Source organism: Fictibacillus sp. 5RED26 (genome assembly GCF_015903895.1).
Lineage (GTDB): Bacteria > Bacillota > Bacilli > Bacillales > Fictibacillaceae > Fictibacillus > Fictibacillus phosphorivorans.
Genome location: NZ_JACZDU010000014.1, coordinates 1 through 22,572 on the forward strand (window position 1 = coordinate 1; position 22,572 = coordinate 22,572).

The 22,572-nt window shown below is 39.5% G+C and carries 20 protein-coding genes and 2 riboswitches; of the genes, 3 read left to right on the top strand and 17 right to left on the bottom strand.

Going from position 1 to position 22,572, the window contains the following annotated elements; genetic code table 11:
• Positions 1–226: 226 nt before the first annotated feature.
• The 17 genes from IHV10_RS21915 to IHV10_RS21995 all read right to left on the bottom strand — a co-directional run bounded on the left by IHV10_RS21915 (position 227) and on the right by IHV10_RS21995 (position 19,855).
• Positions 227–1,660 carry a nicotinate phosphoribosyltransferase gene (locus IHV10_RS21915; RefSeq protein WP_197134541.1) on the bottom strand — a complete coding sequence of 478 codons (1,434 nt, stop codon included), beginning with the start codon at positions 1,658–1,660 and terminating at the stop codon, positions 227–229.
• Between the two features lie 99 nt (positions 1,661–1,759).
• The gene (locus IHV10_RS21920; RefSeq protein WP_197134544.1) at positions 1,760–2,749 is read right to left on the bottom strand and encodes a hypothetical protein; all 990 of its coding nucleotides are present in this window, start codon (positions 2,747–2,749) and stop codon (positions 1,760–1,762) included.
• Between the two features lie 12 nt (positions 2,750–2,761).
• Positions 2,762–4,102: a VWA domain-containing protein gene (locus IHV10_RS21925; RefSeq protein ID WP_197134547.1), complete on the bottom strand. Its 1,341-nt coding sequence runs from the start codon at positions 4,100–4,102 to the stop codon at positions 2,762–2,764.
• 42 nt (positions 4,103–4,144) lie between these two features.
• Positions 4,145–4,435 carry a hypothetical protein gene (locus tag IHV10_RS21930; protein ID WP_197134550.1) on the bottom strand — a complete coding sequence of 97 codons (291 nt, stop codon included), beginning with the start codon at positions 4,433–4,435 and terminating at the stop codon, positions 4,145–4,147.
• 78 nt (positions 4,436–4,513) lie between these two features.
• Complete coding sequence (locus IHV10_RS21935; RefSeq protein WP_197134553.1) at positions 4,514–5,893, bottom strand: VWA domain-containing protein; 1,380 nt, start codon at positions 5,891–5,893, stop codon at positions 4,514–4,516.
• Positions 5,894–5,908: 15 nt separating this feature from the next.
• Entirely contained in the window at positions 5,909–6,115 is a 207-nt protein-coding gene (locus IHV10_RS21940) for a hypothetical protein (RefSeq protein ID WP_197134556.1), read from the bottom strand.
• 22 nt (positions 6,116–6,137) lie between these two features.
• The gene (locus tag IHV10_RS21945) at positions 6,138–7,808 is read right to left on the bottom strand and encodes a transglutaminase domain-containing protein (RefSeq protein ID WP_197134559.1); all 1,671 of its coding nucleotides are present in this window, start codon (positions 7,806–7,808) and stop codon (positions 6,138–6,140) included.
• Between the two features lie 125 nt (positions 7,809–7,933).
• Positions 7,934–8,137, bottom strand: coding sequence for a hypothetical protein (locus IHV10_RS21950; RefSeq protein ID WP_197134562.1), 204 nt, complete (start codon positions 8,135–8,137; stop codon positions 7,934–7,936).
• 404 nt (positions 8,138–8,541) lie between these two features.
• On the bottom strand, positions 8,542–9,081 hold the full coding sequence (locus IHV10_RS21955) for a hypothetical protein (protein WP_197134565.1): 540 nt from the start codon (positions 9,079–9,081) through the stop codon (positions 8,542–8,544).
• A 29-nt stretch (positions 9,082–9,110) separates the two neighbouring features.
• Positions 9,111–9,632: a hypothetical protein gene (locus tag IHV10_RS21960; protein ID WP_197134568.1), complete on the bottom strand. Its 522-nt coding sequence runs from the start codon at positions 9,630–9,632 to the stop codon at positions 9,111–9,113.
• A gap of 123 nt (positions 9,633–9,755) precedes the next feature.
• The gene (locus IHV10_RS21965; RefSeq protein ID WP_197134571.1) at positions 9,756–10,502 is read right to left on the bottom strand and encodes a prepilin peptidase; all 747 of its coding nucleotides are present in this window, start codon (positions 10,500–10,502) and stop codon (positions 9,756–9,758) included.
• 162 nt (positions 10,503–10,664) lie between these two features.
• A complete protein-coding gene (locus IHV10_RS21970; protein WP_197134573.1) occupies positions 10,665–11,963 on the bottom strand; it encodes an NCS2 family permease in 1,299 nt (432 codons plus the stop codon).
• Between the two features lie 328 nt (positions 11,964–12,291).
• Positions 12,292–12,393, bottom strand: a riboswitch (purine riboswitch).
• A gap of 102 nt (positions 12,394–12,495) precedes the next feature.
• Complete coding sequence (guaA, locus tag IHV10_RS21975; protein WP_305069396.1) at positions 12,496–14,052, bottom strand: glutamine-hydrolyzing GMP synthase; 1,557 nt, start codon at positions 14,050–14,052, stop codon at positions 12,496–12,498.
• A 136-nt stretch (positions 14,053–14,188) separates the two neighbouring features.
• Positions 14,189–14,290, bottom strand: a riboswitch (purine riboswitch).
• A 40-nt stretch (positions 14,291–14,330) separates the two neighbouring features.
• The gene (locus IHV10_RS21980) at positions 14,331–16,529 is read right to left on the bottom strand and encodes a DUF4129 domain-containing transglutaminase family protein (protein ID WP_197134575.1); all 2,199 of its coding nucleotides are present in this window, start codon (positions 16,527–16,529) and stop codon (positions 14,331–14,333) included.
• Positions 16,516–17,787, bottom strand: a complete 1,272-nt coding sequence (locus IHV10_RS21985) for a DUF58 domain-containing protein (protein WP_197134578.1) — start codon at positions 17,785–17,787, stop codon at positions 16,516–16,518. The genes IHV10_RS21980 and IHV10_RS21985 overlap by 14 nt, the downstream gene beginning before the upstream one ends.
• Positions 17,787–18,761, bottom strand: coding sequence for an AAA family ATPase (locus IHV10_RS21990; protein ID WP_197134580.1), 975 nt, complete (start codon positions 18,759–18,761; stop codon positions 17,787–17,789). Before IHV10_RS21990 ends, IHV10_RS21985 begins: the two co-directional genes overlap by 1 nt.
• Positions 18,762–19,144: 383 nt before the next feature.
• Positions 19,145–19,855, bottom strand: a complete 711-nt coding sequence (locus IHV10_RS21995; protein WP_197134583.1) for a hypothetical protein — start codon at positions 19,853–19,855, stop codon at positions 19,145–19,147.
• Positions 19,856–20,159: 304 nt separating this feature from the next.
• Here IHV10_RS21995 and IHV10_RS22000 point away from each other — a divergent pair, with 304 nt between their 5' ends.
• From IHV10_RS22000 to IHV10_RS22010, 3 genes are all read left to right on the top strand, one after another.
• Positions 20,160–20,684, top strand: coding sequence for an ECF transporter S component (locus tag IHV10_RS22000; protein WP_197134586.1), 525 nt, complete (start codon positions 20,160–20,162; stop codon positions 20,682–20,684).
• A 131-nt stretch (positions 20,685–20,815) separates the two neighbouring features.
• Positions 20,816–21,223, top strand: coding sequence for a hypothetical protein (locus tag IHV10_RS22005; protein ID WP_197134589.1), 408 nt, complete (start codon positions 20,816–20,818; stop codon positions 21,221–21,223).
• 137 nt (positions 21,224–21,360) lie between these two features.
• Positions 21,361–22,542: a DUF4317 domain-containing protein gene (locus IHV10_RS22010; protein WP_197134592.1), complete on the top strand. Its 1,182-nt coding sequence runs from the start codon at positions 21,361–21,363 to the stop codon at positions 22,540–22,542.
• The last annotated feature ends 30 nt before the right edge of the window (positions 22,543–22,572 follow it).

Genomic DNA, 22,572 nt, shown 5'->3' on the forward strand with positions numbered 1-22,572 from the left:
TTTTTCTTTTACCGCATCACTCTCTTAAAGCAGCGACAAAAACTATCTTACCACATATCTTCTTTCGAAGCAACAACTTTTTTAAAAGTTTATGTTTGTTTTTGTCGAACGTTATGTAAGAAAAGCAACAACGTTTATTACTATATCAGCGATACGGACGCCCGTCAACGCTTTTTTAAAGATTTTATTAAAAAACCTCTTTTCTTGTCGAAAAGAGGTTTGCTTTCTATAAGGAATACTTCTCTAAAAGATCGTTTTTCGTCTTCCATACTTGAACGGAAAGGTCGACAAAATACTCTTGTGGATTCAATCTTCGTAAGTGCTGAGGCCAGAATAAACCAAGCTGTTCCTGATGATAGCGCCGAATTTCTTCGAGGTTCGGAAGGTCATACACAAGCTTTCCTTCTATATAAACGGGCTGTAGCAGTTCTTCGGCAGTAAAGGAAGAAACAATCTTACTTTTGTATGTGTGCACTGGATCAAATAGTTTAATATCTTTTTCAGGAAGCACTTCATCATCCATCGCAATGTAATCCGCTTCTGCTTTTCCGTTTGAGTTGATGATACGGTAGACCTTTTTATATCCAGGTGTTGTTATTTTCTCTACATTAGATGAAATTTTGATTGTGGGTACAAATTCTCCGTTTTCGTATTTAGCTACAACTTTATAAACGCCTCCGAGTGCAGGCTGATCTGATGCTGTAATAAGCTGCGTCCCAATTCCCCAAGAAGTGATTTTTGCACCTTGTGCTTTTAAATCTGAAATCACATCGTCGTCCAAGTCATTACTTGCTACGATCCCCACATCTGTTAGACCTGCTTTATCTAACATTTTCCGAGCCTGAATAGATAGGTATGCTAAATCACCACTGTCCAACCGTATACCTTTGAGTGATTTCCCAGCTTCCTTCATCTTTAATCCCACTCTTATCGCGTTCGGTACTCCGCTTTTTAACGTATTGTACGTATCAACCAGTAAAACGCTTTGATTAGGCAAAGCATCTGCAAACCGTTCAAACGCTTCTTCTTCTGTTTCGTGATCTTGGACCCACGCGTGTGCATGCGTTCCTTTTGTCGGAATACCGAAAAGTTTTCCGGCGCGCATGTTCGATGTGGCATCAAATCCGGCAATGTATGCGGCACGTGCACCCCATATTGCGGCATCAGCTTCTTGGGCACGACGTGTTCCAAACTCCATCAATTGATCATCTGGAGTGACATACCGAATCCGAGCCGCTTTCGTCGCGATTAAAGTTTGATAGTTCATGAAATTAAGCAGTGCTGTTTCCAACAAGTGCGCTTCAAACACACGGCACTTTATGCGAATTAACGGCTCATTCGGAAACACGACCGTTCCTTCTTTTACAGAGAATAATTCTCCCGAAAAGTTAAAGTTCTTTAACTCCTCTAAGAAAGATTCCTCATACTGCTCTTCTTGTGTTCTTAAATAGTCGATATCTTCCTCTGTAAAATGAAGATGCTCCAAATAACGAATGATTCGCTCGAGTCCCGCGAATACCGCATAGCCGCTTTTAAAGGGATTCTTTCGAAAAAACGCTTCAAATACGCGAATATTGTTGTGGGTTCCGTTTTTCCAGTGGGCGTACATCATATTAATTTGATACTTATCTGTATGTAATGCTAAATCTTCATAGCTCATGTATGAGTCCCGCCTTTCTCTCTCTTCATTTTTCTCTATTTGTGTAGTTGTTAAACATAATAAAAGGCCCGATAACCTAATAGATCATCGGGCTACTTCTTATTCTGAAATGGAAAGCCGCTTTTCAATCTCTTTTTTTCCATTTTGATCGACAACGTAATCACCCATAAACTTCTCGCCATTCACACCGTATACTTCTAAGTTTGATTTCCACTGATTATCCGCTGGGCTCACACTCAAAACCACTTCGTATTCTTTAACATCCTTCAATTTGTTCATGCTTGAAGGTTTTTCAATGATTAATTTGTAAGACCCGTCGGGATTAACATCCGCCACATCCGCTAGTCCTGAGACAATATAGTTCGGGATATCCAAGCTCCCTTTCAGTCTTGTTCCCTCTAAGAGATTTGACTTTCCTTCTATATAAAGATACTTATCATCTTTTTGAATGTCGGGTTCATCTAATCGAATTGTAGGAGCACCGTAATCTTCAGGCTTTTCCCATTCAGGCTTCTTTATTTTAGCAGAAGCATTCGATTCATCTTGGGGAATTTCAAGGGTTAAAAGTGTGATGTTCTGCTGCATATCTGATTCTTCTTGTAATCTGACAAACGGACCTTTCAATTTTTCACCGTTTTCTCCATAGTGATCTTTGATTGGTTGATTGTCGGTACTAGGTTCAAATTTAACTTGCACTTTTAGTAACCCGTCAGAGTTTTTAGGGATTTTCATTTCAGTCTCGAACGTCCCATCCTCATTAACCTGAGTGTCACCACGTCCGCCAATAATCGTACCCTCTACACTATCTAGCCAGATAACTAATCCAGACTCAGGCAAAAGATTCGTCCGTCCCTTAAGTGTAATCAACTTCCCTTTACGATTCGCTTCCCCCTCAAACCAAACTTCATATTCGCCTTGGTCTTTAGGCGCATCAGCATTTGTGTCTTTAACATTAACTTTTTCTTTTTCGTTAGTATTCTTTACTTCACTTTCAACGCCTTTATTGGAGCTTGCTGATTCGCTATTGCCGCATCCTGTAATAAGTATTACCGCGATAGTTGCTACTAATAAGCTTTTTATCCTTTTCAAGCTTCACCACTCCTATTCAGTTCTAGCTTCCTCCGCATAATCTTGGATCACCTTTACAGCACGATCTCTTTCTGCTGTTAGAGCTTCCTTCTTAGTCTCGTGTTTTTCTTTTGCATATTCCATAAGTTTTTCATTTCTTTCCCGAATCAGTTCATCAAGCTTGTTAATTTCTTCATCCGTCAGCTTTTTCTGATCTCTCAAAATTAACTTTACATCTTGGAAAAGAGACTGTTCATCTCGAACGCTATTAATAACGGCGTCTGTGTAAACTTTTCCGAGATCCATAAATTTGTTTGAGCTACTCCAGTTGATATCCGTAATGTCCATAGAAGAATCCCAATTAATTCGGGTATTATGCATCGCCTTCGACCAGTTGGAATCAACTTCATCAAACAATTCTTTCTGAGAAGAAACCGATTGGAATTCGCCTCCACCCGCTTCTGCTACTGCTTTTAGCTGTTGCTGACCTTCGTTATCTACATCAAAGCCGATAATGTTTACTTCTGCCTTGATGTTCGACTCGTGTAAGTTTTTCGCTGCTTCTACAGGATTTCCGTCACATGTCTCAATTCCATCACTCACAATATAAATGACGTTATTTCCTTCTTTTCCCTGTAGATCCTTTTCAGCCGCTTCAATAGAAGCTGCGAGCGGTGTCCAGCCGGTTGGCTCGAATTTAGAGAGAGATTGTTGGAAAGTTCCTTCATTATATGCGCCGAAAGGGTACATAACTTCCGTACTTTCACAAGAAACCTTCTTGTCTTTATCAGCGTTACTTCCTTTATGTCCATAGACGCGCAGCATGACGTTCGCGTCATCAGGCAATCCACCTGCAAACTTCTTCAAGGCTTCTTTTGCCGCCGTCATCTTATCCGTTCCTGATACTTTTCCTGCCATACTACCGCTTGCATCTAAAAGAATGGCTACATTAAGAGGACCTTCCTTCTTTTCCTCTCCGTCTTCACTTTCTTCTTGATACTTCTCATACGCCTCTACTTCTTCAAACGTAATGTCAAAGTCCTCTAACTCCTGAAACCCCTGCTGATGATTGGCAGCAAACCCAGCAACAATTCGATTAAAGGCTTCCTCAGCCTTCATACCTTTAGGATAGTTCTTTGTGATTTCGTTAATCTCTTTATCAAGAGCATCACCTTCAAGATCTTTTACCTTTTCGTTATACTTACCTGCACCCTGTTTCACCATCTCTTCAGGATCAGTAGGCGCTTTTTCAACCGTCTCTTTTTTCGGTTCTTTTTTCTTTTCATCAGTATCAGATGCTGTTTTTTCTGTTGAGCATGCGGTTAATAGAAGAAAAAATAGTAAAACCATTAATCCTATATTAATTTTTTTCATACTTCTCTCCTCTTTAAAGTTATTTATAAGTACTACATTTATTTACTTATTTATATAATGCACTGCCAACATCATGACTGGTAACGCTACAGCTGTATAAATGATTGCTCTTAAGGTTGAAAGTGATTTATTTGAGTCCTTAATTTTTGTGAAAACCATAATATAAATACAAAGAATTGCTATTGGGTACAACACATAATAAATTTTGTTTTTATGTGTAATTAAAATATTATCAGGTGTTTTTTCAATTACGAAAACAAACATAAGGAAGATATCTACTATAAAACCTACTAAAGCCAATAAGAAGACTTTTCCTAGTACTTTAGAATCCACTTGATACCCTCCTTCATTCTGCTATAAATGTACTTTTCTATTTTTCAGTACCTAAATACAAAAAACTAGTATGGATGTTTACTTCTGCTTATACTCTTCTTCAATAGATTTTTTCATTTCCTCATAGGTTTTATCATTAATTGACTCCAAATAACTTACAACTTCTTCCTGAGAACTGTCTATTAAGTCTTTCTGTTCATCCCTTTTATCACTAAGGTAGTTATACATCTCTTTAGTAATCTTCTTTTTTTCATAGAATAAATAATCAGCAGCAGATATTAAATTTGCATTCTGTTTATCTCTTTTTTCGCCCCAATCATTTGAGAATGCTAATGTCATAAATTCTCTGTCCACTCTTATAGAATCTAAATCATTTATAGCATCTCTTTTCCAACTATCCCATTTCTCGGCAATATCTTTTGCTGATTCAAATTGCTGTCTTAGCGCTTCTTGATTGTTGACTGTTGCGTATATTCCTTCACTGGCTGTGGCGATATTCTTCAACTGAGCTTGTCCTTCAGAATCGACATCAAAACCTATAACATTTATTATTGGTTGTATATTCGATTCAGCTAAATCTTTAGCAACATTAACTGGATCTCCACCACACGTGTTAACTCCGTCACTTACAAGGAAAATAATATTTGTATTTTGATCTCCATTATATTTGGCCATATCCTCTTTTGCTTTATTTAATGCAAGGGTGATTGGTGTCCAACCAGAAGGATTAAATTGATTAAGTGCTTCCTCAAAATTATTCTCTTCATAATTTTGCATAACATACACTACATCGCTACTCTCACAAGAGAGTTTCTTATTGTTGTCAGAGCCAGTCCCTTTATGCCCATATACCCGTAGTGCGACGTTTGCTTCTTCTGGTAAAGAAGAGGCAAATTCTGTTATAGATTCTTTAGCTAGGTCCATCTTTGTTTTTCCACCAATTTTTCCGTTCATACTTCCACTAGCATCAAGTACTATCTCAACATTTAAATTTTCTTTAAATTTAAAACGAGGATCTTTTATTTCAGGACTTCCGAAGGATTCCATTTTCCACTTTTCAAGAACAGTTTGCGGATCTATAAAATCCTCATGAAACATGTACAAAATGTTGTTCCAATATAGCTCTTTTTCTTTCTCACTTGCATCATTATTAAGTGGAGGCATTTTATCTAATGATTTATAAACCTCTGCTTTTTCATCAACTGGTAACAAATCTACAGTTTTGCCTGCATATTTTCCCCCAGGGTATTTAATCAATTCATCAGTACTTGTAGGTGGGTTGATTATTTTTTCTTTTAGAGATGTCTGATTCTCGTTCTTATTTTCAGTGTGTGATTCTTTAGTAGGTTCTTCTGTTTTATTCTTACTTGCTTCTTCACTGGTACAAGCAATTAATAAAAATAAAGATAAACTCAGGAACGTTAATTTTACATAGCTCTCTAATTTCATTTTCCCCATATTCCTCATTTCCTCTTAAGCTCTCATCTCTTCTTTTTCTCTTATCTTCTGGATATGGTTATGCTTCATAGCTGGCAATGCCAAAACCACTGGAATAATAAAGAACGGAAATGATTCTTCCCCCATAAAAAAAAGAATCAAACTTAACGGTACGACAAGCCCGTAGATTAATAGATATAGAAGAAAATAAACACGTCTCCATCGTTTTTCTTTTTTGGACATATCGCACCTCATTTTCTAATGATTAAAACTCTATCTCTTTTTTTGTATGTGTTTTCTGAAACTCTGCTGGCTTCGGGTCAAAGTATTCCATCGTAAACTTTGGAACGAACTTGTTATTCTGCAGGTAACCTGATCCCCATGTTGGGTCCATCGTTAACCAGCGTCCGTCCACCTTCGTCTCCACCCACGCATGATTCTGCCCGGCAAATCCTGTTACCATTTGCGCTTCCATACCACTTGCACGCAATAGAGCAATCGCTAGATACGCAAAGTCCTGACAAACGCCTTCTTTCTCGTTCAACGTTTTTACCGCACTGTCGTCAAACTCAAACGTTCGATTGTTTAGCTTGTCTACGTCATAGCTCACGTTATTTGCTACATACTCATATACAGCTAGCGCTTTTTCTTTGTCGGTCTTTTTATTTTTTGTTAGTTGCGCTGCTAATTTTTTAATCTCAGGAGCATCTGATTGAATACCTCTAGACGGCAAGGTAAATCGTTGATCAATCGTGTTTGTATTCTCAACCATGAAGGAGGCTACCCCTTCAAAATACTGCATGTATCCGTTTGTCATTGTAAAATCTGGTGCCATTAAGGACACATCGTACTTACCAGGTCCAAAACGGAGGAAAAACTCTCCCTCAAATTTATTGTTCTTAACGGGGATCGCGTACATCGCTTTTAGGTCGTCTTTCTCTGTCTGAACAAAAACGACATTTGTCTTGTTCGCACCCTCACCTTTAGGATCAATACTTCCTTTAATCTTATATATCAGATCCGTTTTTTCACCGCCTACTTCTGGGGACTCAAGTTTGAAGCCTTTTTCCTCATAAGCAGAGGAATATTTCACCGGTTCAGAGGATTTACTAGATAAATTCTTCACATATAAGTGAGCCGCATCCGTAAAAAAGTCTGTCGACCCTTCTTTTGGCGTCATAATCTGTACCTCATGAACACCCGCACCATAATATAGAGGGATTTTCTGAGTGAATTTTCCATTCTCAACTGGGACCATAATTTTGGTAGATTCACTTTCTTTTTTAAGCTCAACCATAAGCTGCTCCACACTAGAATCAGCAACGTCACCCGTAAGCTCGAAAGAACCATCTCTTTCCATATACCCATTTATGGAATTTTTTAACTTTAAATCGTATTGAAACGCGTTCTTCGTATAAGCAATATCTCTCTTAATCTCAGGGTTTACGTTCTCTACATCAAATGAGGCAATGTCGTAATAGTAGTCTTCAGCCGTATCACTTGGCACACTTACTTTGACAGAATAATTTCCCTTCCCATTAAACAACTGTACCTTTTGTTCAAACTTGCCTTCTTTTAAAGGAGCGTAATAGCTAAAGTCACGACCGTTCGGCCCTTCTTCATCACTTCTTACTTTGATCCATACATGGTCTGACTTGAAACTGTTATACTTTTTCGCCTTACCTTTAATGAGTACTGTTGAGTTCGCCGTAAACTCTTTGTACTTAGGGCTCGATAACGTCGCTTCTACTTCTTCAGCGTATGGAAGAAGTTCTAGTTTCTCTAATGTGTCTTCTTTGTTTGCTTCCTCAGCGAGGGTTGTATACTTGTCTTTTTTCTCTTCTTGTTCAGGTTTGGCAGAAGGGGATTCGGTTGTGCAGGCGGTTAGTGCCAGAAGCATGAGTATCAGAAGAAAATTAGTTATTTTATTTCTCATTGAATAATCTCCTTTGTTTATTTTCAAAAGAAAAGAGATGGAGCTTCCATCTCGCATGACAAACATTGTTATATCTAAAAAATTAATACGAATTTCAATTGAAAAAGTTTCCAGAAAGATAACTATTAGACACTTTGTTCTTTTTCTCTAATACTGTTTATATGATTTTTCTTCATCATAGGCAGACCTAAAGCTATACCTAACATAGCAATAGGAAACCCTTCATATCCACCTAACCACATGAAGAGATTATAAGGAACATAAATACCATAGATAAAGATATACATGATTACATAAAAACGACGCCATTTCTTTTCACTATTTGACATTCAAATTCCCCCGGCTACAATTTATAAATAGGTATTTATTTCTCGTCTTGTCTAATTTTTTTCTATGCCAAAACTATCACAGAATTTCCAGAAGAGTCAACCTTCTAAAACCTTGCTATATAAAGGTTTATCACACTTATCCACAACCTTATTACTACCTTTCGCAATCTTCGACTTTTTACGACACCCCTCCTAGAAAACGATACTAGTAATTTCTTCATGACTAATATACATAAATATCCATTTTGTCATTGTACTTTCCTTAACTCTTACAAATATAAACCTATAAATTCACTAGATATGTGCATTTTACTCATTTAAAAACAAATGAATTCAAATAGGTAAAAAGAATTAAATCACAAAAAAGCACCTAATTAATTTAGGTGCTATCAAAATTCTATTCATTATTTTTCAAAATTGCCTAGCCATCTCCACGAATAACCATAGTGCGTGGTGTCATACAGCGTATTTTTAAGCTCTTTTTTCTCTCCGGGTTTTAAAGTAACGGTTTCCGTAACGTGTGTAAAAACCTTTTTGTCTTGTCTGTTCTTAACCGTAATCTCGATTTTCCCGTTATATGTATATTGCTTGTTGAAATTTGCTGCATATATATTATAAGCTGCAGAACCTCTGCCCTTCTCGGGAATGACAACAACCTCTAAGTTCTTAAAGGATTCATTTTTATGATCTCCTCGGTCCTCATAAGTTTCTTCAAGGGTTTCAAAGGCTTTAATCTTCATGTGCTCATCCATACTATCAACAATTTTTATAATGCCATTTATGAAAAATAAACAAGTTGCTATACACCCAATCGCCCAATAAACACCTGTTCTCGTTCTACCTAACTTTTTGTAGTGAACGAATGAGCTAATGGCTAGAATAAGTCCAAATGCAAAAGCTCCTATGTTAAACCAGAACAAACCATTTAAATAGTCATTATCCATTTTTGTCCTCACCTTTTTAAAACTTCAATTTAATTAAGTTCACCTTTCCACTCCCAGGAATATGAATCGTACAGACTTCTCCCATCAAAATGATCTATTTGTTTCTTTTCGCCTGGTTTTATAGTAATTTTTTTAGTTGTGTATTCTCCGTCAACTATTTTATTATTGATGATGGTTTTTATATAAACCTTTCCATGAAATGATACCTTTTTATTAAAATTAGCTACAAAAATATAATGAGTATCTGGGCCCTTGTTTCTATCAGTTTTAAGTGATAACTCCAGGTTAGCAAAAGATTCTTCTTCATTTCCTCTTTTTTCATTGTTTTTTTCCATTTCTGTATATGCAGCTTTTACTCTTTGCTCGTCTGAATAGTTCACGTACAGAATTACCCCATTAAAAAAAACCATAACTCCTATAAAGACCGCTGTTCCCCAGAGTTCAGCTCGAATTTGACTAACTTTTTCTTTCTTTTTCTTTTTGTAATAACCTATTCCAAATATTAATGCTAAAATGAACGCAATTATATTCCAAAATATAATTAACCACACTGGCCACAATACCTCCTAACTTAATCCCCTTCTATATGTATCTGTAATCCTCAAACTACTCTAATTTTCATACCTTTCTTACGCTCAATCCAAGTCAAAGTTTCGACATAAAAAAAGTTGAGGTCAAAAAATCAACCCCAACAACTCTTCACTATAATAAAACGTCACTAACGCGCCTACTGCTAAATATGGTCCAAACGGGATTGCGGTCTTTCGGTTATATTTCTTCGTTACTAATCCTACGATTGAGACTAATACCCCTACGATGGACGCGACCATCAATGTCAGATATGAACCTTGAAACCCGAGTACGAGTCCTAATACGCCCATCAGCTTAATATCTCCACCGCCGATTCCGCCTTTTGAGAGAATGGCTAACAACAACAAAAATAAAAATCCAAGCAGACTTCCGACGGCAGCGTCTACCCAGCCTCTAGGTTCAAAGATTACTTGTAACGCTAAGAACCACACGAAAAAGACGATCAGCACTTTGTCCGAGATAATAAAATACAACAAGTCGGAAACGGTAATGATGGCGCATAATAAAACGAGTGAACAGGCTAACAACAATTCGATAGAGAACCCGTATTTTATGTATGAAAAACTATAAAGAGCACCTGTTGCGAGCTCTACCATTGTATATAAAAGGGGAATCCGCTTCTTACATGTTTTACACTTTGCACCTGCAGCTAAAAATGAAACGATGGGAAACAGCTCGTACCATTTTAGCTGCCTTTCGCAATGGTCACATTGTGAGCGTTCTACACCTACGATTTTCATCCCCTTTGGCAGACGATAGCCGATTACTCCGCCGAACGAGGCTAATACGGCTCCTACTACAAAAAACCAAACGCTCCACATTGCTTCCATTTCCCACTTCTCCCTTAATCTTCTTTCTGCACACTATTATAATGAAGAAACTTATTTTTTGCATCTCTCTTCCTTAAAGTTATCGGCTATCTTTTTTATTTGTTTTCCTGCAAATACAAAAAAGGAATGCCCGAAAACGGACATTCCTACCAATGTTTTTTACTATTCGACTAAGAATACAAAATAGCTGATAAAGACGATGAAGAGAACCCACATGATCGGGTGAACTTCTTTGAAACGCCCTTTTACTGTCATTGTTAGTGGGTACATAACAAATCCTAGTGCGATACCTGTTGCGATGCTGTATGTGAGCGGCATTGCAATCAATGTTAAGAATGCTGGTACTGCAATTTCTAAACGGTCCCACTTAATCTTGCTTAGAACGGATACCATCAGTACACCTACGATAATAAGTGCTGGTGCTGTTACAGATGGTGTTACGACAACTAATAATGGTGAAAAGAAAAGAGCTAATAAGAACAACCCGCCTGTTACAACGGATGTGAATCCTGTACGTCCACCTGCTGCTACACCTGAAGCTGATTCGATGTAAGCTGTTGTTGAAGATGTTCCAAGGATCGCACCAACTGCGATCGCTGATGAATCCGCAAGCAACGCTTTACCAGCACGAGGCAGCTTGTTGTCTTTCATGATTCCGGCTTGTGAAGCAACTGCCATCAATGTTCCTGCTGTATCAAAGAAATCTACGATAAAGAACGTTAGAACTACGATCATCATATCTACTGTGAAAATTTGATCAAAGTGAGAGAACGCTTGTCCGAATGTTGGTGCAAGGCTCGGAATCGCTCCTACGATTTGATCAGGCTTATTGATCAAGCCAGCAAAGATACCAACTACAGCGGTGATTACCATGCCGTAGAAGATTCCTCCACGAACGTTTCGGATCATCATTAAAATCGTAATGATAAAACCAAAGATGGCAAGAAGTGTTGGACCTTGTGTTAAGTCGCCAAGAGAAACAAGTGTTGCTTCGTTTGGAGCAACGATTCCTGCGTTCTTGAGTCCGATAAATGCGATGAACAGGCCGATACCGGACGCTGCAGCAAACTTCAGATCTTCTGGGATCGCGTTTATGATGGTTTCACGAATTTTAAATAATGTAATAAAAATAAAGATAATTCCAGACATCAATACGCCAGCAAGTGCTGTTTGCCACGGAATATCCATGACTAAGACTACCGAGTAAGCGAAGAATGCGTTAAGTCCCATACCTGGAGCAAGTGCAATCGGATACTTCGCTACAATCCCCATGAAAAGTGTTCCAAGGGCCGCAGCAAGTGCAGTTGCCGTGAACACGGCACCTTTATCCATACCAGCATCACCTAGTACGGATGGGTTAACGAATAAAATGTAAGCCATCGCAAGGAACGTTGTTAATCCCGCTGTTGCTTCTTTTTTGTAAGAAGTGTTGAACTCCTTGAAACCAAAATACTTTTCCATCTATACATCCCCCTATACCCTGTCTACGTATAAAGCTTCTCTTTAAAAGTCGCCCATGACTCGAAGTGTTTGACCTGTTCTTCATTGACTAGTTGATTGGAGCGTAAGGTGCGAGACTCCTGTGGGACAAGCGGTCAGGTGAGACACTTAATGGCGCAAAGCGGCAAGTGGCTCACCGCCTGCCCCACGGAAAGCGAAGCACCTGGAGCGCAAATCAACTACTTCCAAAAGCAGCTTTGTTCAAACAAAAAGACCCAAGGGACAAGCCCTTGGGTCTGAATACGTAAGAGTTAATGAAACGAGGCCTATGCAAAGAGAGCATGTGCGCCATGTTTCAAAAATCCTTCGTAGTCAGACCATTTACGGCAGTCTGGTAGAAACTTTCGGGCCATATCCCCGAATTTATACGTAGGAAATACATTTAATTTTTAATTACTTCTGTAGTATAGGTCGAACTTTGTCGTACGTCAAGCGTTTTTACGAATGATTTTATGTTATTTCGCAATAATCGTTCGTGTTTTCGCTTACATACCTATTCCCACTCGATCGTTGCTGGTGGCTTAGACGTAATATCATACACCACGCGGTTGATGTGATCGACTTCGTTTACGATACGAGTAGAGATCTTTTCAAGAACGTCCCAAGGGATACGTGCCCAGTCAGAAGTCATTCCGTCGATCGACGTTACAGCACGGATACCGATCGTGTAATCGTACGTACGAGCGTCACCCATAACACCAACACTTCGGATGTCAGGTAGGACTGTGAAATATTGCCACACTTCACGCTCTAAGCCTGCTTTTGCGATTTCTTCACGAAGAATGAAATCAGACTCACGAACGATTTCTAATTTTTCTTCTGTAATCGCACCAAGTACACGGATTCCTAGACCAGGGCCTGGGAACGGCTGACGCCATACGATGTGCTCAGGAATTCCAAGCTCTGTACCTACTTTACGAACTTCGTCTTTAAAGAGTGTATTAAGTGGCTCGATCAATTTGAACTGCATGTCTTCAGGAAGTCCTCCAACATTATGGTGAGACTTGATCGTTTGTGCAGTTGCTGTACCGCTCTCTACGATATCTGTGTAAAGCGTACCTTGTGCAAGGAACTCGATGCCTTGAAGGTTTGACGCTTCTTCATCAAATACGTAGATAAATTCGTTACCGATGATCTTACGTTTCTTCTCAGGATCAGAAACACCTTCAAGCTTGCTTAAGAAACGCTCTTTTGCATCGACTTTGATGATGTTGATGTTGAACCCTTCGCTGAACGTTTTCATTACTTGATCTGCTTCATCTTTACGAAGAAGACCGTGATCAACGAAGATACATGTTAATTGGTCACCGATCGCTTTATGAACAAGAACAGCAACAACAGATGAGTCAACGCCACCTGACATTGCGCAGATTACTTTTTTGTCGCCAACAACGTCACGGATCTTTTGAATTTCGTCTTCGATCCAGTTTTCCATCGTCCAGTTTCCTTCACATTCACAAACAGATTTTACGAAGTTATCAAGAAACTCGATACCGTACTCTGAATGACGAACTTCTGGGTGGAATTGTACGCCGTAAAGTTTACGAGATACATCACTCATCGCCGCTACAGGACAAGAAAGACTTGTAGCGTCTGTTACGAAACCTTCTGGTGGCGCAACAACTAAGTCGCTATGGCTCATCCATACCACTTGTTGTTCTGGAAGTTTTTCATAGAGCTTGTTCGTGTTTGTTACAGTGATTTCTGCTTTACCGTATTCACGGTGGCTCGCGCGCTCTACTTTACCGCCGAAGTGATAGCTCATCAACTGCATACCATAACAGATACCAAGCACTGGGATATCCAGATCAAAAATAGCTGGATCACAAGCTGGTGCCCCTTCTGCATAAACAGAGTTAGGTCCACCAGAGAAGATGATTCCTTTTGGGTTCATTTTCTTTATATCTTCCGCCGTTGTTGTGTGCGGATGTAATTCACTGTATACTCCTAAATCACGGATACGACGTGCAATCAACTGATTATATTGTCCACCGAAATCTAACACAACGATCATTTCACTCATTACGTGCAAATCATTCGTTACGCTCATGTACTCACCCCATCTATTATTATCAGCTATAGTATCCGTCAGCTTGTCTATCTTTACACTTTCTTTATAAAACAAAAAGAATTCTACCCTTGTTTTCCACATACAAAAACAAAGGCAGAATTCCTTAAAATGTAGCTATAAAGAATCCTGCCTTCATAGTCAGGTCATTTTCGGCAACCCGGTAGAGACTCTCGAACCTTATTATCGAGGATATACGAAGGAGAATAATATCTGACACTATAATCTTAAAGACATTCTAACAATGCCTGTTATAGCGGTCAAGGGCGGATTCTTTTAATTAAATTTTCCCACAATTCTTTATGAAAATCATTCCACAGATCCGACTGCTTTTTCGGACTGAATTGAACGCCTTCATAAGCTTTCGCGAGGATTCTCATGTCCTTTGTATCAAGCTCTCTGTCAACATATAGAGCATACTCTCTCAACGTAAAAGCAGGTCTTCTTTTTATGCCATATACTTTTAATAGCCACATCAAGCGTTCGAAGGCTTGTTCAAAGCTATCAGCGCCCTTTTTATGTTTATAGCGCCAAATCGTGTACTGACGAAGCCATTTTCTGCGGAACAGATAAGCCAGCCCAGCGATCACAACAAGGGCGATTAACAGAACTACAGCTAGCGTTCCTACAGAATTCAGGATTGAACTTGAACTCGTTTTCTCTCCAGAAGTAGAACTATCGTCCTTTGTTACGTCTTTTTCAGGCTTATCCGGCTGAGTCGGTACAGGGGCAGCTGGTGTAGAATCCTTTTCTTCACTCTCTGGCTCGAACGGATTATCAAATCCGCGCGTCGGCTCGAAAGGAACCCATCCGATTCCTGAAAAATACACTTCTACCCAAGAGTGGGCGTTTGCGTTTGTAACGGTGTATTCACGAAGACCATCATCACCAAGTGCCTCAAAGGTTCCAGGAGTGAATCCTTTTACCCAACGAGCAGGTATGCCAACAGAACGCAGCATCACGACCATCGACGTTGAAAAGTTATCACAATACCCTATTTTCGTTTCAAACAAAAATTGATCAACGTAATCTTCATCGCCTTTTGGAACCGCAACTTCGATCGTGTTATAGCCATAAGCGTTTTTAGCAAAATAGCCTTCGACCGTTTTGACTTTATCGTAGAGCGTTGGTTGGTCGGCAGTAACGTCTTGCGCAAGATCTTTTACCCGCTGCGGCAATGTTTCAGGCAGCTGCAGGTAATTTTCTGTTATATAAACGGGGTATTGATTGTTGGAAGCTTTTAATTGTTCTTCTTTTATTACAGGTAACTGGTAGTCCATCTCGTATTCAGAAAGTTTCTCTTCACTTCCACCTTGAAAGGTAGAAATTTTTCCGTTTACACCATCTAACTGATAGTTGATGTCCGATTCTGCTTTAATGTTGGTTAACTTTCCTGGAATCATTAAAAATGAATATTCTTTTCGTTTTTCCGCTTCGATACGTGCTTTATGGTCTTTCATTTCTAATCCATCTTCCCAGACTCTCGTGTAATTCGTATCGGCTGAAGGATTATCTGCTTCTAAAGCGATCGCCTGAGTCGGAATCTTATTTTCCCACCCTTTACCGGTGTAGAATTCTTTCGTTTCTATCCGCCAATAATGCCTGCCGTTATCATAAGCGGTGAAGATCGGCGTATAATCGAACTCAAAAGGTCCACCAAGCTGGCTGTCGTTTTCACCATAACCAATCTTTGCAATCCCAGCGCCTTTTCCTAGTCCTTCTTCTCCATCTTTACCTGACATGTTCTGAAGAAACGGAACAGGATCTGGCCAGATTGGAGATGCTTTTGGTGCCACATACCCTAGAGCTGACGACAATGCAATGACGCCAGAAAGTGGTGCTACCCAAAGAACAGGAAACTTTCCTTTTAAAAGAGAAAACCCTTGCGTTTCAATAATCTTCATCATTCGTAAAATACCGACCAAGATCAGTCCGATGAAAACGGTACGGATGATCGCGAACTTCCCATCATACACCGTAAATGTATCGAGTATCGAAATATAGATAACCGTGATCAAGAAGAACAGGAAGATTCTGCGTGTCTGGACGAGCCAATAATGCATCAAATAACTTACGAGCCAGAGTAAAATAAAGAACAGAAGACTCCTGGAAAGAGACGTCATCTCATTCCAATTCTGGTCTGAAAAAAGCCCTAGATTATATTTAATATCTTCAATCAGAAACGGAACCCACTTAAACGATAAGAAGACATCAAAAAAGTAAAGCGAATGAAGCGCATATAACATCGCTCCCAATTTCACCGGAAAAGAGATCCAGAACGGAAGCTGAAAATACGTAACAATAAACAAAAACAATGTGTACATCACAAAAATCTGAATATCGTTTGTCGTCGTAAGTTCTTTAAGTGGTCTTAACCACTCCCATAAAAGTAGAAAGCCTAAGCCGTACAGAACTAAAACGTGTAGTGTTGACGCTTGTTGCTGATTAGATTGAGGCATACGTGCCACCTGCCTTCAGGGCTTCGTTAAAGTCAGAACCAATAATCGGCGTTACAGGCACACCGAACTGTCTGATTCGAGAGATATACGTGAGTTCTTGACTCTTCAATTTGGAATCAAGCGCTAAGTAAAAGAAAATCACGTTCGTTTGCTGTCTCGATGCGATAAGCTCGAGCGTTTTCATCGTGTATTCTGAAAGGTTCGGCGATATGATAAGAGCCGTCTTTCCTTCCATATAACCTGCCATGTATTCTTGTTTCAATCGTTCTTCAAATGGCGGCTTCACGTCTGACTTCACTTTTGCAAGTTCGTGAAGAATCCGCCACTCTTGTTCAACCCCAATATTCATCGGGATTTCTTTTCCAGATAGCGGATGATAGCCGATCGAACCACCCTTTGAGATCGCATAGTGGACGATCGATGCCGCAAGCGATACGCCGCGTTCAAACAGCCAATCCTGCGTGCCGTAGCTTTTCTCACAATGATCAAGCACGATTACGAAGTCATCATTACGCTGCTGTTCAAACACTTTGGTTAATAACTTATTCGACCTGGCACTCGCTTTCCAGTGCAGCCAGTTCATCCGGTCGCCGGCCACATAATCACGGACACTAACGGTTGATGTATAGTCAGTAAAAGAACGCTTCCCGACTTTTTTCATACCGGATTGAAGCATCTTACCAGCTTCCCACCGCTCGATATCTTGGTACTGTGGGTATACAAAGATCTGGTCTTGTACGGAGACACTCGTACTTTTTAAAACAAAGCCAAAGATATCGCCTGTACTGATTTGAATCTGATCAAATTTAAATAACCCACGCGGTGCAGGATTGATCGTATACGAATATTCTAGGTTTTTGCGGAACAACGGAAACAGCAAAATACGAGACTGGATCTGATGCGTATTGCCCTCGTATCGCGTTTCACGAAGCAGCACCTCTGGCAGCACGTCCTCAACGACTACGTAGAAAAGCGGAAAGTTGCTGCGTCGTTTGATGACAATTGTCACTTCTATTTCTTCGCCTGCCATCAGCTTGTTTTTCGAGATATATCGCTCAACTTTCAACCGTTGTATCGGATAAAAAGCCATCGTAATGGAATAAAGTACGAGCGGAAGTACACTGTAAAACAGAAACCAGCTTACGAATCCTCCCTGAAACATGGCAAAAGAGAACGTAACAAGTAGTAAAAAGATGATCCCTGAAAACCCGATCGGTGTTTTATACCGCTCCCGAAATTTATGAAGAAACGCCTTCATTATGCATGCTGTTCCTTATGAATAGGTGCAGGCACACGTGCCAAAAGCTCATTGATTACTTCTTCTGCTGAGACCCCTTCAAAACGGGCTTCAGGTTTTAATAACACACGATGAACAAGAACATACGGTGCTAAGTATTTCACATCATCAGGGATAACAAAATCACGATTCATGAGAAGCGCAAAAGCCTGTGCTGCTTTTAATAACGCGAGTGATCCACGCGGACTGACACCGAGCGCAATGGATTTATGATTCCGTGTACGATTGATCAGATCGACGATATATCGCTTAATCGAATCTGATACATAGATGTTCTTCACAGCTGTTTTCAATTCAGAGATCTCTTCAGGCGAGATGGCTGGTTTAAGGAGATGGATCGGGTGTTCGTTTCCAATCACGTTCAATACATTAAATTCTTCCTCTGGAGTTGGATACCCCATCGTAAGCTTCATTAAAAAACGGTCAAGCTGTGCTTCTGGAAGCGGATAAGTTCCTTCGTATTCGATTGGATTTTGTGTGGCCATAACTAAGAAAGGATCGGGCAGTATGTGCGTCTGTCCATCAACCGTCATGCTCATTTCTTCCATCGATTCAAGAAGTGCCGATTGCGTCTTCGGTGACGTACGGTTGATTTCATCGGCGAGAATGATGTTTCCAACGAGAGGACCTGGTCTAAATTCAAAACTCATATCTTTTTGGTTATATATCGATACCCCCGTCATATCAGAAGGCAATAAATCAGGTGTGAACTGGATGCGGTTAAAAGTTAGGCCCAGAGATTTAGCGATGGAACGCACCATCATCGTCTTCCCTACTCCTGGGACGTCTTCAAGTAAAACATGTCCCCCTGCTAATAACGAAACAAGCGTTAACTCTGTAACCTTTTTCTTACCTACCATAACTTTTTCTACGTTTGCGATGACCTCTCTAAGATGAGGATGATATTCAAATGTCTTTTCATTTCTAGCGCTCATGATAGACTCCCCTCTAACATTTCTGTCTCTACATTATTTAATTTTTTCTTTCCTTTAAATATTCTCATCAGACAGACGATATTCCTTGTTTTTTTACAAAAAAAGAGCAGATTCGATATCAGTGAACAAATAAAAAAGATGCACCTTATACAGTGCACCGTAATCGCTCTTTCTAAATATTGTTTTGAGTTCTTAAACTCTAATTTCCCAAGCTTAATAAGTATGCTGTTTTTGTAGATATTTCTCGGGAAATTGTAGAAATATGACGATTGAATGTTGAAGAATGTATCTTGTATCGTTGTAAAGTCCATATCGGGTCACGATATATCTATGTAAAAAGAGCTTCATAGCGCTTGACCGTATCGCCCCCCGATACACAAAACTTACTTTCTAAATAGAGATAGAATCGCTTCCCATTTGCTTTTCGGTCGGCTTTGAACCACGATTTCTAATCGTCTATTAAAATCGTTCTGTAGACGCCATTCTTTTACATTATCTTCTCTTAACTTTTGAATTTCTTGCTGCAGAAGTTCACTTTTCTCTTTTTCCTGTTCTAGCAATGCTTCGTATTGTTCTTTCTGTTGATTAGTCAGCTTCTCAATCTTAGCGTTCGTTTTCTGAGCTGCGTTTCCGACATTCGCACTGATTGCATGATGATCTTGCTGAAGTCTTGATACGGTTACTTTAAGCTCTGACATATCGTTTGTCAGCTGCGCATTCATCTCGCGTGTCGCTGCTAATTCATTCGCTAGCATCATCAAGACTTCTCGTAATTGATTAGGGTCTTGTGGAAGGTTCTCATATGTATCGGGTAACGCTACGTCCGTTTGAACTGTTTCTTTCAATCTTTCTTTTTGTTGAATCACGAGATCTTTAGCTGTATCGTCTAATGGCTTATCTGTATCGCGTAGCGCTATGAGCGATTCGATGTCAGATTGAACGAAGATACGTCGATCTCCATCCTTTAAAAACTCATATCCGTTTCGTTCTAAAATTTGTCCATACTTTCGAACAGTAGGTGTCGCGATCCCTACTTCTTCTGCAACTTCCTTGGAGGAGAAAGCTCGTTCATTCGGTTGTATATCACGTCGCATATCGGGCCTCCTTCATTTCTCTTCATCTATTCCTTATATCGCCATGCGATACATATCGTTTAATTCCTCTACTATAGGCATTCGCAATGAACTGTATCGATACGTCTATCTTCTACAAATTAGATTTCGGCAAATGTGTCGATCTCCCCTTCTTTCTTTTGAGGAAGTTGGTCATTTCACGAGATAATTTTTTTATTTCTTCACCCCACCCAGAAAATAGCTGTTTTCTAAAAGAATAGGGACATATATAATGAATAAGTGCAATTATTTTTTACATTCATTTTTTTATGAAAGAGGTTATGTTATGAATACTACTTATTCATCGATAGAATCGACGAAAACAAGAATGTTAGTCATCAGTGCACTATTCGTGGCACTGACTCTTGTTGCAACGATGTTCATCAATATTAAGCTTCCGATCGCAGGAAACGGTGGTCTTATCCACTTAGGTAACATTCCTCTATTCGTAGCAGCTTTTGTTTTTGGCAGAAGAACAGGTGCTATTGCAGGTGCTTTCGGAATGGGCTTATTTGATCTTCTATCCGGTTACACCATTTGGGCTCCGTTCACGTTTATTATCGTTGGTGCAATGGGCTATGTAGCGGGCGTTATCGCAGAAAAAGTACCAGGTAAACGAGTACTCGTCTACTCAATGGCAGTAGTCGTAGCTATGCTGATTAAAGTGGTAGGCTATTATTTTGCAGAAGTTGTGCTTTACAGCAACTGGATCGTACCGTTTGGATCCATTCCAGGAAACATTCTGCAAGTAGGATTTGCTGGACTTGTCGTGGTTCCACTCGTAGCACGTATTAAGAAAAGAATTCTTTAGTTACAGAGACCCTGTATCGTATCGGCTTAACCGCTATGCGATATGGGGTTTTTTATATTTAAGAAGTTCACTGAAACCTTTTAAGAATATGATGCGACTTACCATAAAACGGATATTTTAAGGGGTCTAAAATGAAGAAGTCATTACTTAAACTGATTCTTATTACGTTAAGTATCTTGTTTGCGGGGTGCAGCGTTTATTCTGAAAGTAAAGAGACCGCTCCAAATCTCATTAAACAGAATAAAAAAGAAGCGCTTATTATTGCAGGCGATGTGAATAAGACTTTTAAAAATAACAAGGCCGTTAGAATTGCTAGAGATGCGATACAGTCTGCTGAAAGAATACCTGGAATTTTAAATGTGTCAAAAAATAATTTAGAGATGACTCTAGTTGATTCAAACGGTAATAAGGAGAACTATTTACTTTGGTTACGAAAAGACAGTGATAGTGGAATGATTATGTATGTCGACGATACAAGTACGGGTTATACCTTGCAGCAACTTGACGTTGTTAAATTAAAAAAGATATTAAACTACTAATGCAACCAATCTATGAACCAACAAAACTTCACCTTCACACTTCACTCCTTCTGAATGTTAAAATAAAGAATACTTCCCTGTTAGACATATAGAGAGTGTCGACTTAAAATCGCAACAACTTAGGAGTGTATACAAGCATGAACAAAAAAGATATCGCTCAAATACGAAAACAGTTCAAAAAAGAGAACGACCTACTGAAGATCTCCAGCATCTTTAATGTGTATATTACGAAAGAATCCAGTGAGATCTATCATCACGTTAGTCAGCCTTTTGAGATGCTAGATGGTGAACAACAAGAGCTCTTTTTTAATAACTTTAAAAAATTGCTTGGTGGAAACCTCGATGAAAAGTTATTTGAATTAAAGTTTAATAGAAATGCTGAAAACAATAGCCAGCTCATTCTGCATCAGGGACTACTTGCTAGCGATACAGAAGACTGGAAAGAACGCATGCTTCAAATGGTAGGAAAGATGCTCCTAAACCGTCAATACGAAAAGGATATCGTGATTACCTTCATTAAGGGAGAATACTATAAACCGACGAAGCGCAAAAATGATGAGGCTGAGATTAGCGAACGAGATGCCGTCTACTCCTTCCCCTTTATTTTGTGCAGCATAAACAATACACAAGAACCGAAGAAAGAACTGCTCTTTGATTATGTCGAAAAAGAGTTTAAGTACAATTTTGTAGTCGATCCGATCATCAACCTAAACGCACCGATTGGAGGATTCCTCTTCCCTTGTTTCAGCGATAATGCAGCAGACGTGAACCACATCCTGTATTCAGCAGGTAAAGTTCATGAGCCTGATTATGAGTTCATCGTGGACGTATTAAATGGCGAAGAAATCATGACGGCAAAAGACGATAAGATCGTGTTTGAAGAAATCATTAAAGACGTAACACAAGATCAATTGAACACGTCTACCCTATCCAATGTGTATGAAGAAATCAACAGGATGATTGAAGAGAACGAAGAGGAAGAACATCCACGATTAGATTCCAAGGACGTAGAGCGCGTTTTAAAAGCGAGTGGTGTGGAAGATATCAGCGTGGAAAAGGTAGAATCGGCTTTTCAAAAAGTGATTGATGACGATAAGTATGAGATCAAAGCGAGCAGTGTTGTACCGAAATACAACTCGAAGTCGATTAAGATCGATACGAAGGTAGCTAAAATCTCGATAAGTCCACAAGACTTAAGGTATGTGAAGCAAGTACAGCTAAGCGGTAAACGTTACCTCATGATTGAAGTTGAGGAAGATACGGTGATTGAAGGCTTTACGATGATTCCCGAGGCTTTTGGGGAGAAGGTTGAGAAATAGTTAACTACAGATTACATAATGGAAGCCTTT

What these genes read in the sequence shown, in the direction of transcription:
- IHV10_RS21915 (WP_197134541.1), bottom strand. Translation starts at nt 1,660, where the DNA reads ATGAGCTATGAAGATTTAGCATTACATACAGATAAGTATCAAATTAAT.
- IHV10_RS21925 (WP_197134547.1), bottom strand. Translation starts at nt 4,102, where the DNA reads ATGAAAAAAATTAATATAGGATTAATGGTTTTACTATTTTTTCTTCTA.
- IHV10_RS21935 (WP_197134553.1), bottom strand. Translation starts at nt 5,893, where the DNA reads ATGGGGAAAATGAAATTAGAGAGCTATGTAAAATTAACGTTCCTGAGT.
- IHV10_RS21940 (WP_197134556.1), bottom strand. Translation starts at nt 6,115, where the DNA reads ATGTCCAAAAAAGAAAAACGATGGAGACGTGTTTATTTTCTTCTATAT.
- IHV10_RS21945 (WP_197134559.1), bottom strand. Translation starts at nt 7,808, where the DNA reads ATGAGAAATAAAATAACTAATTTTCTTCTGATACTCATGCTTCTGGCA.
- IHV10_RS21950 (WP_197134562.1), bottom strand. Translation starts at nt 8,137, where the DNA reads ATGTCAAATAGTGAAAAGAAATGGCGTCGTTTTTATGTAATCATGTAT.
- IHV10_RS21955 (WP_197134565.1), bottom strand. Translation starts at nt 9,081, where the DNA reads ATGGATAATGACTATTTAAATGGTTTGTTCTGGTTTAACATAGGAGCT.
- IHV10_RS21965 (WP_197134571.1), bottom strand. Translation starts at nt 10,502, where the DNA reads ATGGAAGCAATGTGGAGCGTTTGGTTTTTTGTAGTAGGAGCCGTATTA.
- IHV10_RS21970 (WP_197134573.1), bottom strand. Translation starts at nt 11,963, where the DNA reads ATGGAAAAGTATTTTGGTTTCAAGGAGTTCAACACTTCTTACAAAAAA.
- guaA (WP_305069396.1), bottom strand. Translation starts at nt 14,052, where the DNA reads ATGAGCGTAACGAATGATTTGCACGTAATGAGTGAAATGATCGTTGTG.
- IHV10_RS21980 (WP_197134575.1), bottom strand. Translation starts at nt 16,529, where the DNA reads ATGCCTCAATCTAATCAGCAACAAGCGTCAACACTACACGTTTTAGTT.
- IHV10_RS21985 (WP_197134578.1), bottom strand. Translation starts at nt 17,787, where the DNA reads ATGAAGGCGTTTCTTCATAAATTTCGGGAGCGGTATAAAACACCGATC.
- IHV10_RS21990 (WP_197134580.1), bottom strand. Translation starts at nt 18,761, where the DNA reads ATGAGCGCTAGAAATGAAAAGACATTTGAATATCATCCTCATCTTAGA.
- IHV10_RS21995 (WP_197134583.1), bottom strand. Translation starts at nt 19,855, where the DNA reads ATGCGACGTGATATACAACCGAATGAACGAGCTTTCTCCTCCAAGGAA.
- IHV10_RS22000 (WP_197134586.1), top strand. Translation starts at nt 20,160, where the DNA reads ATGAATACTACTTATTCATCGATAGAATCGACGAAAACAAGAATGTTA.
- IHV10_RS22005 (WP_197134589.1), top strand. Translation starts at nt 20,816, where the DNA reads ATGAAGAAGTCATTACTTAAACTGATTCTTATTACGTTAAGTATCTTG.
- IHV10_RS22010 (WP_197134592.1), top strand. Translation starts at nt 21,361, where the DNA reads ATGAACAAAAAAGATATCGCTCAAATACGAAAACAGTTCAAAAAAGAG.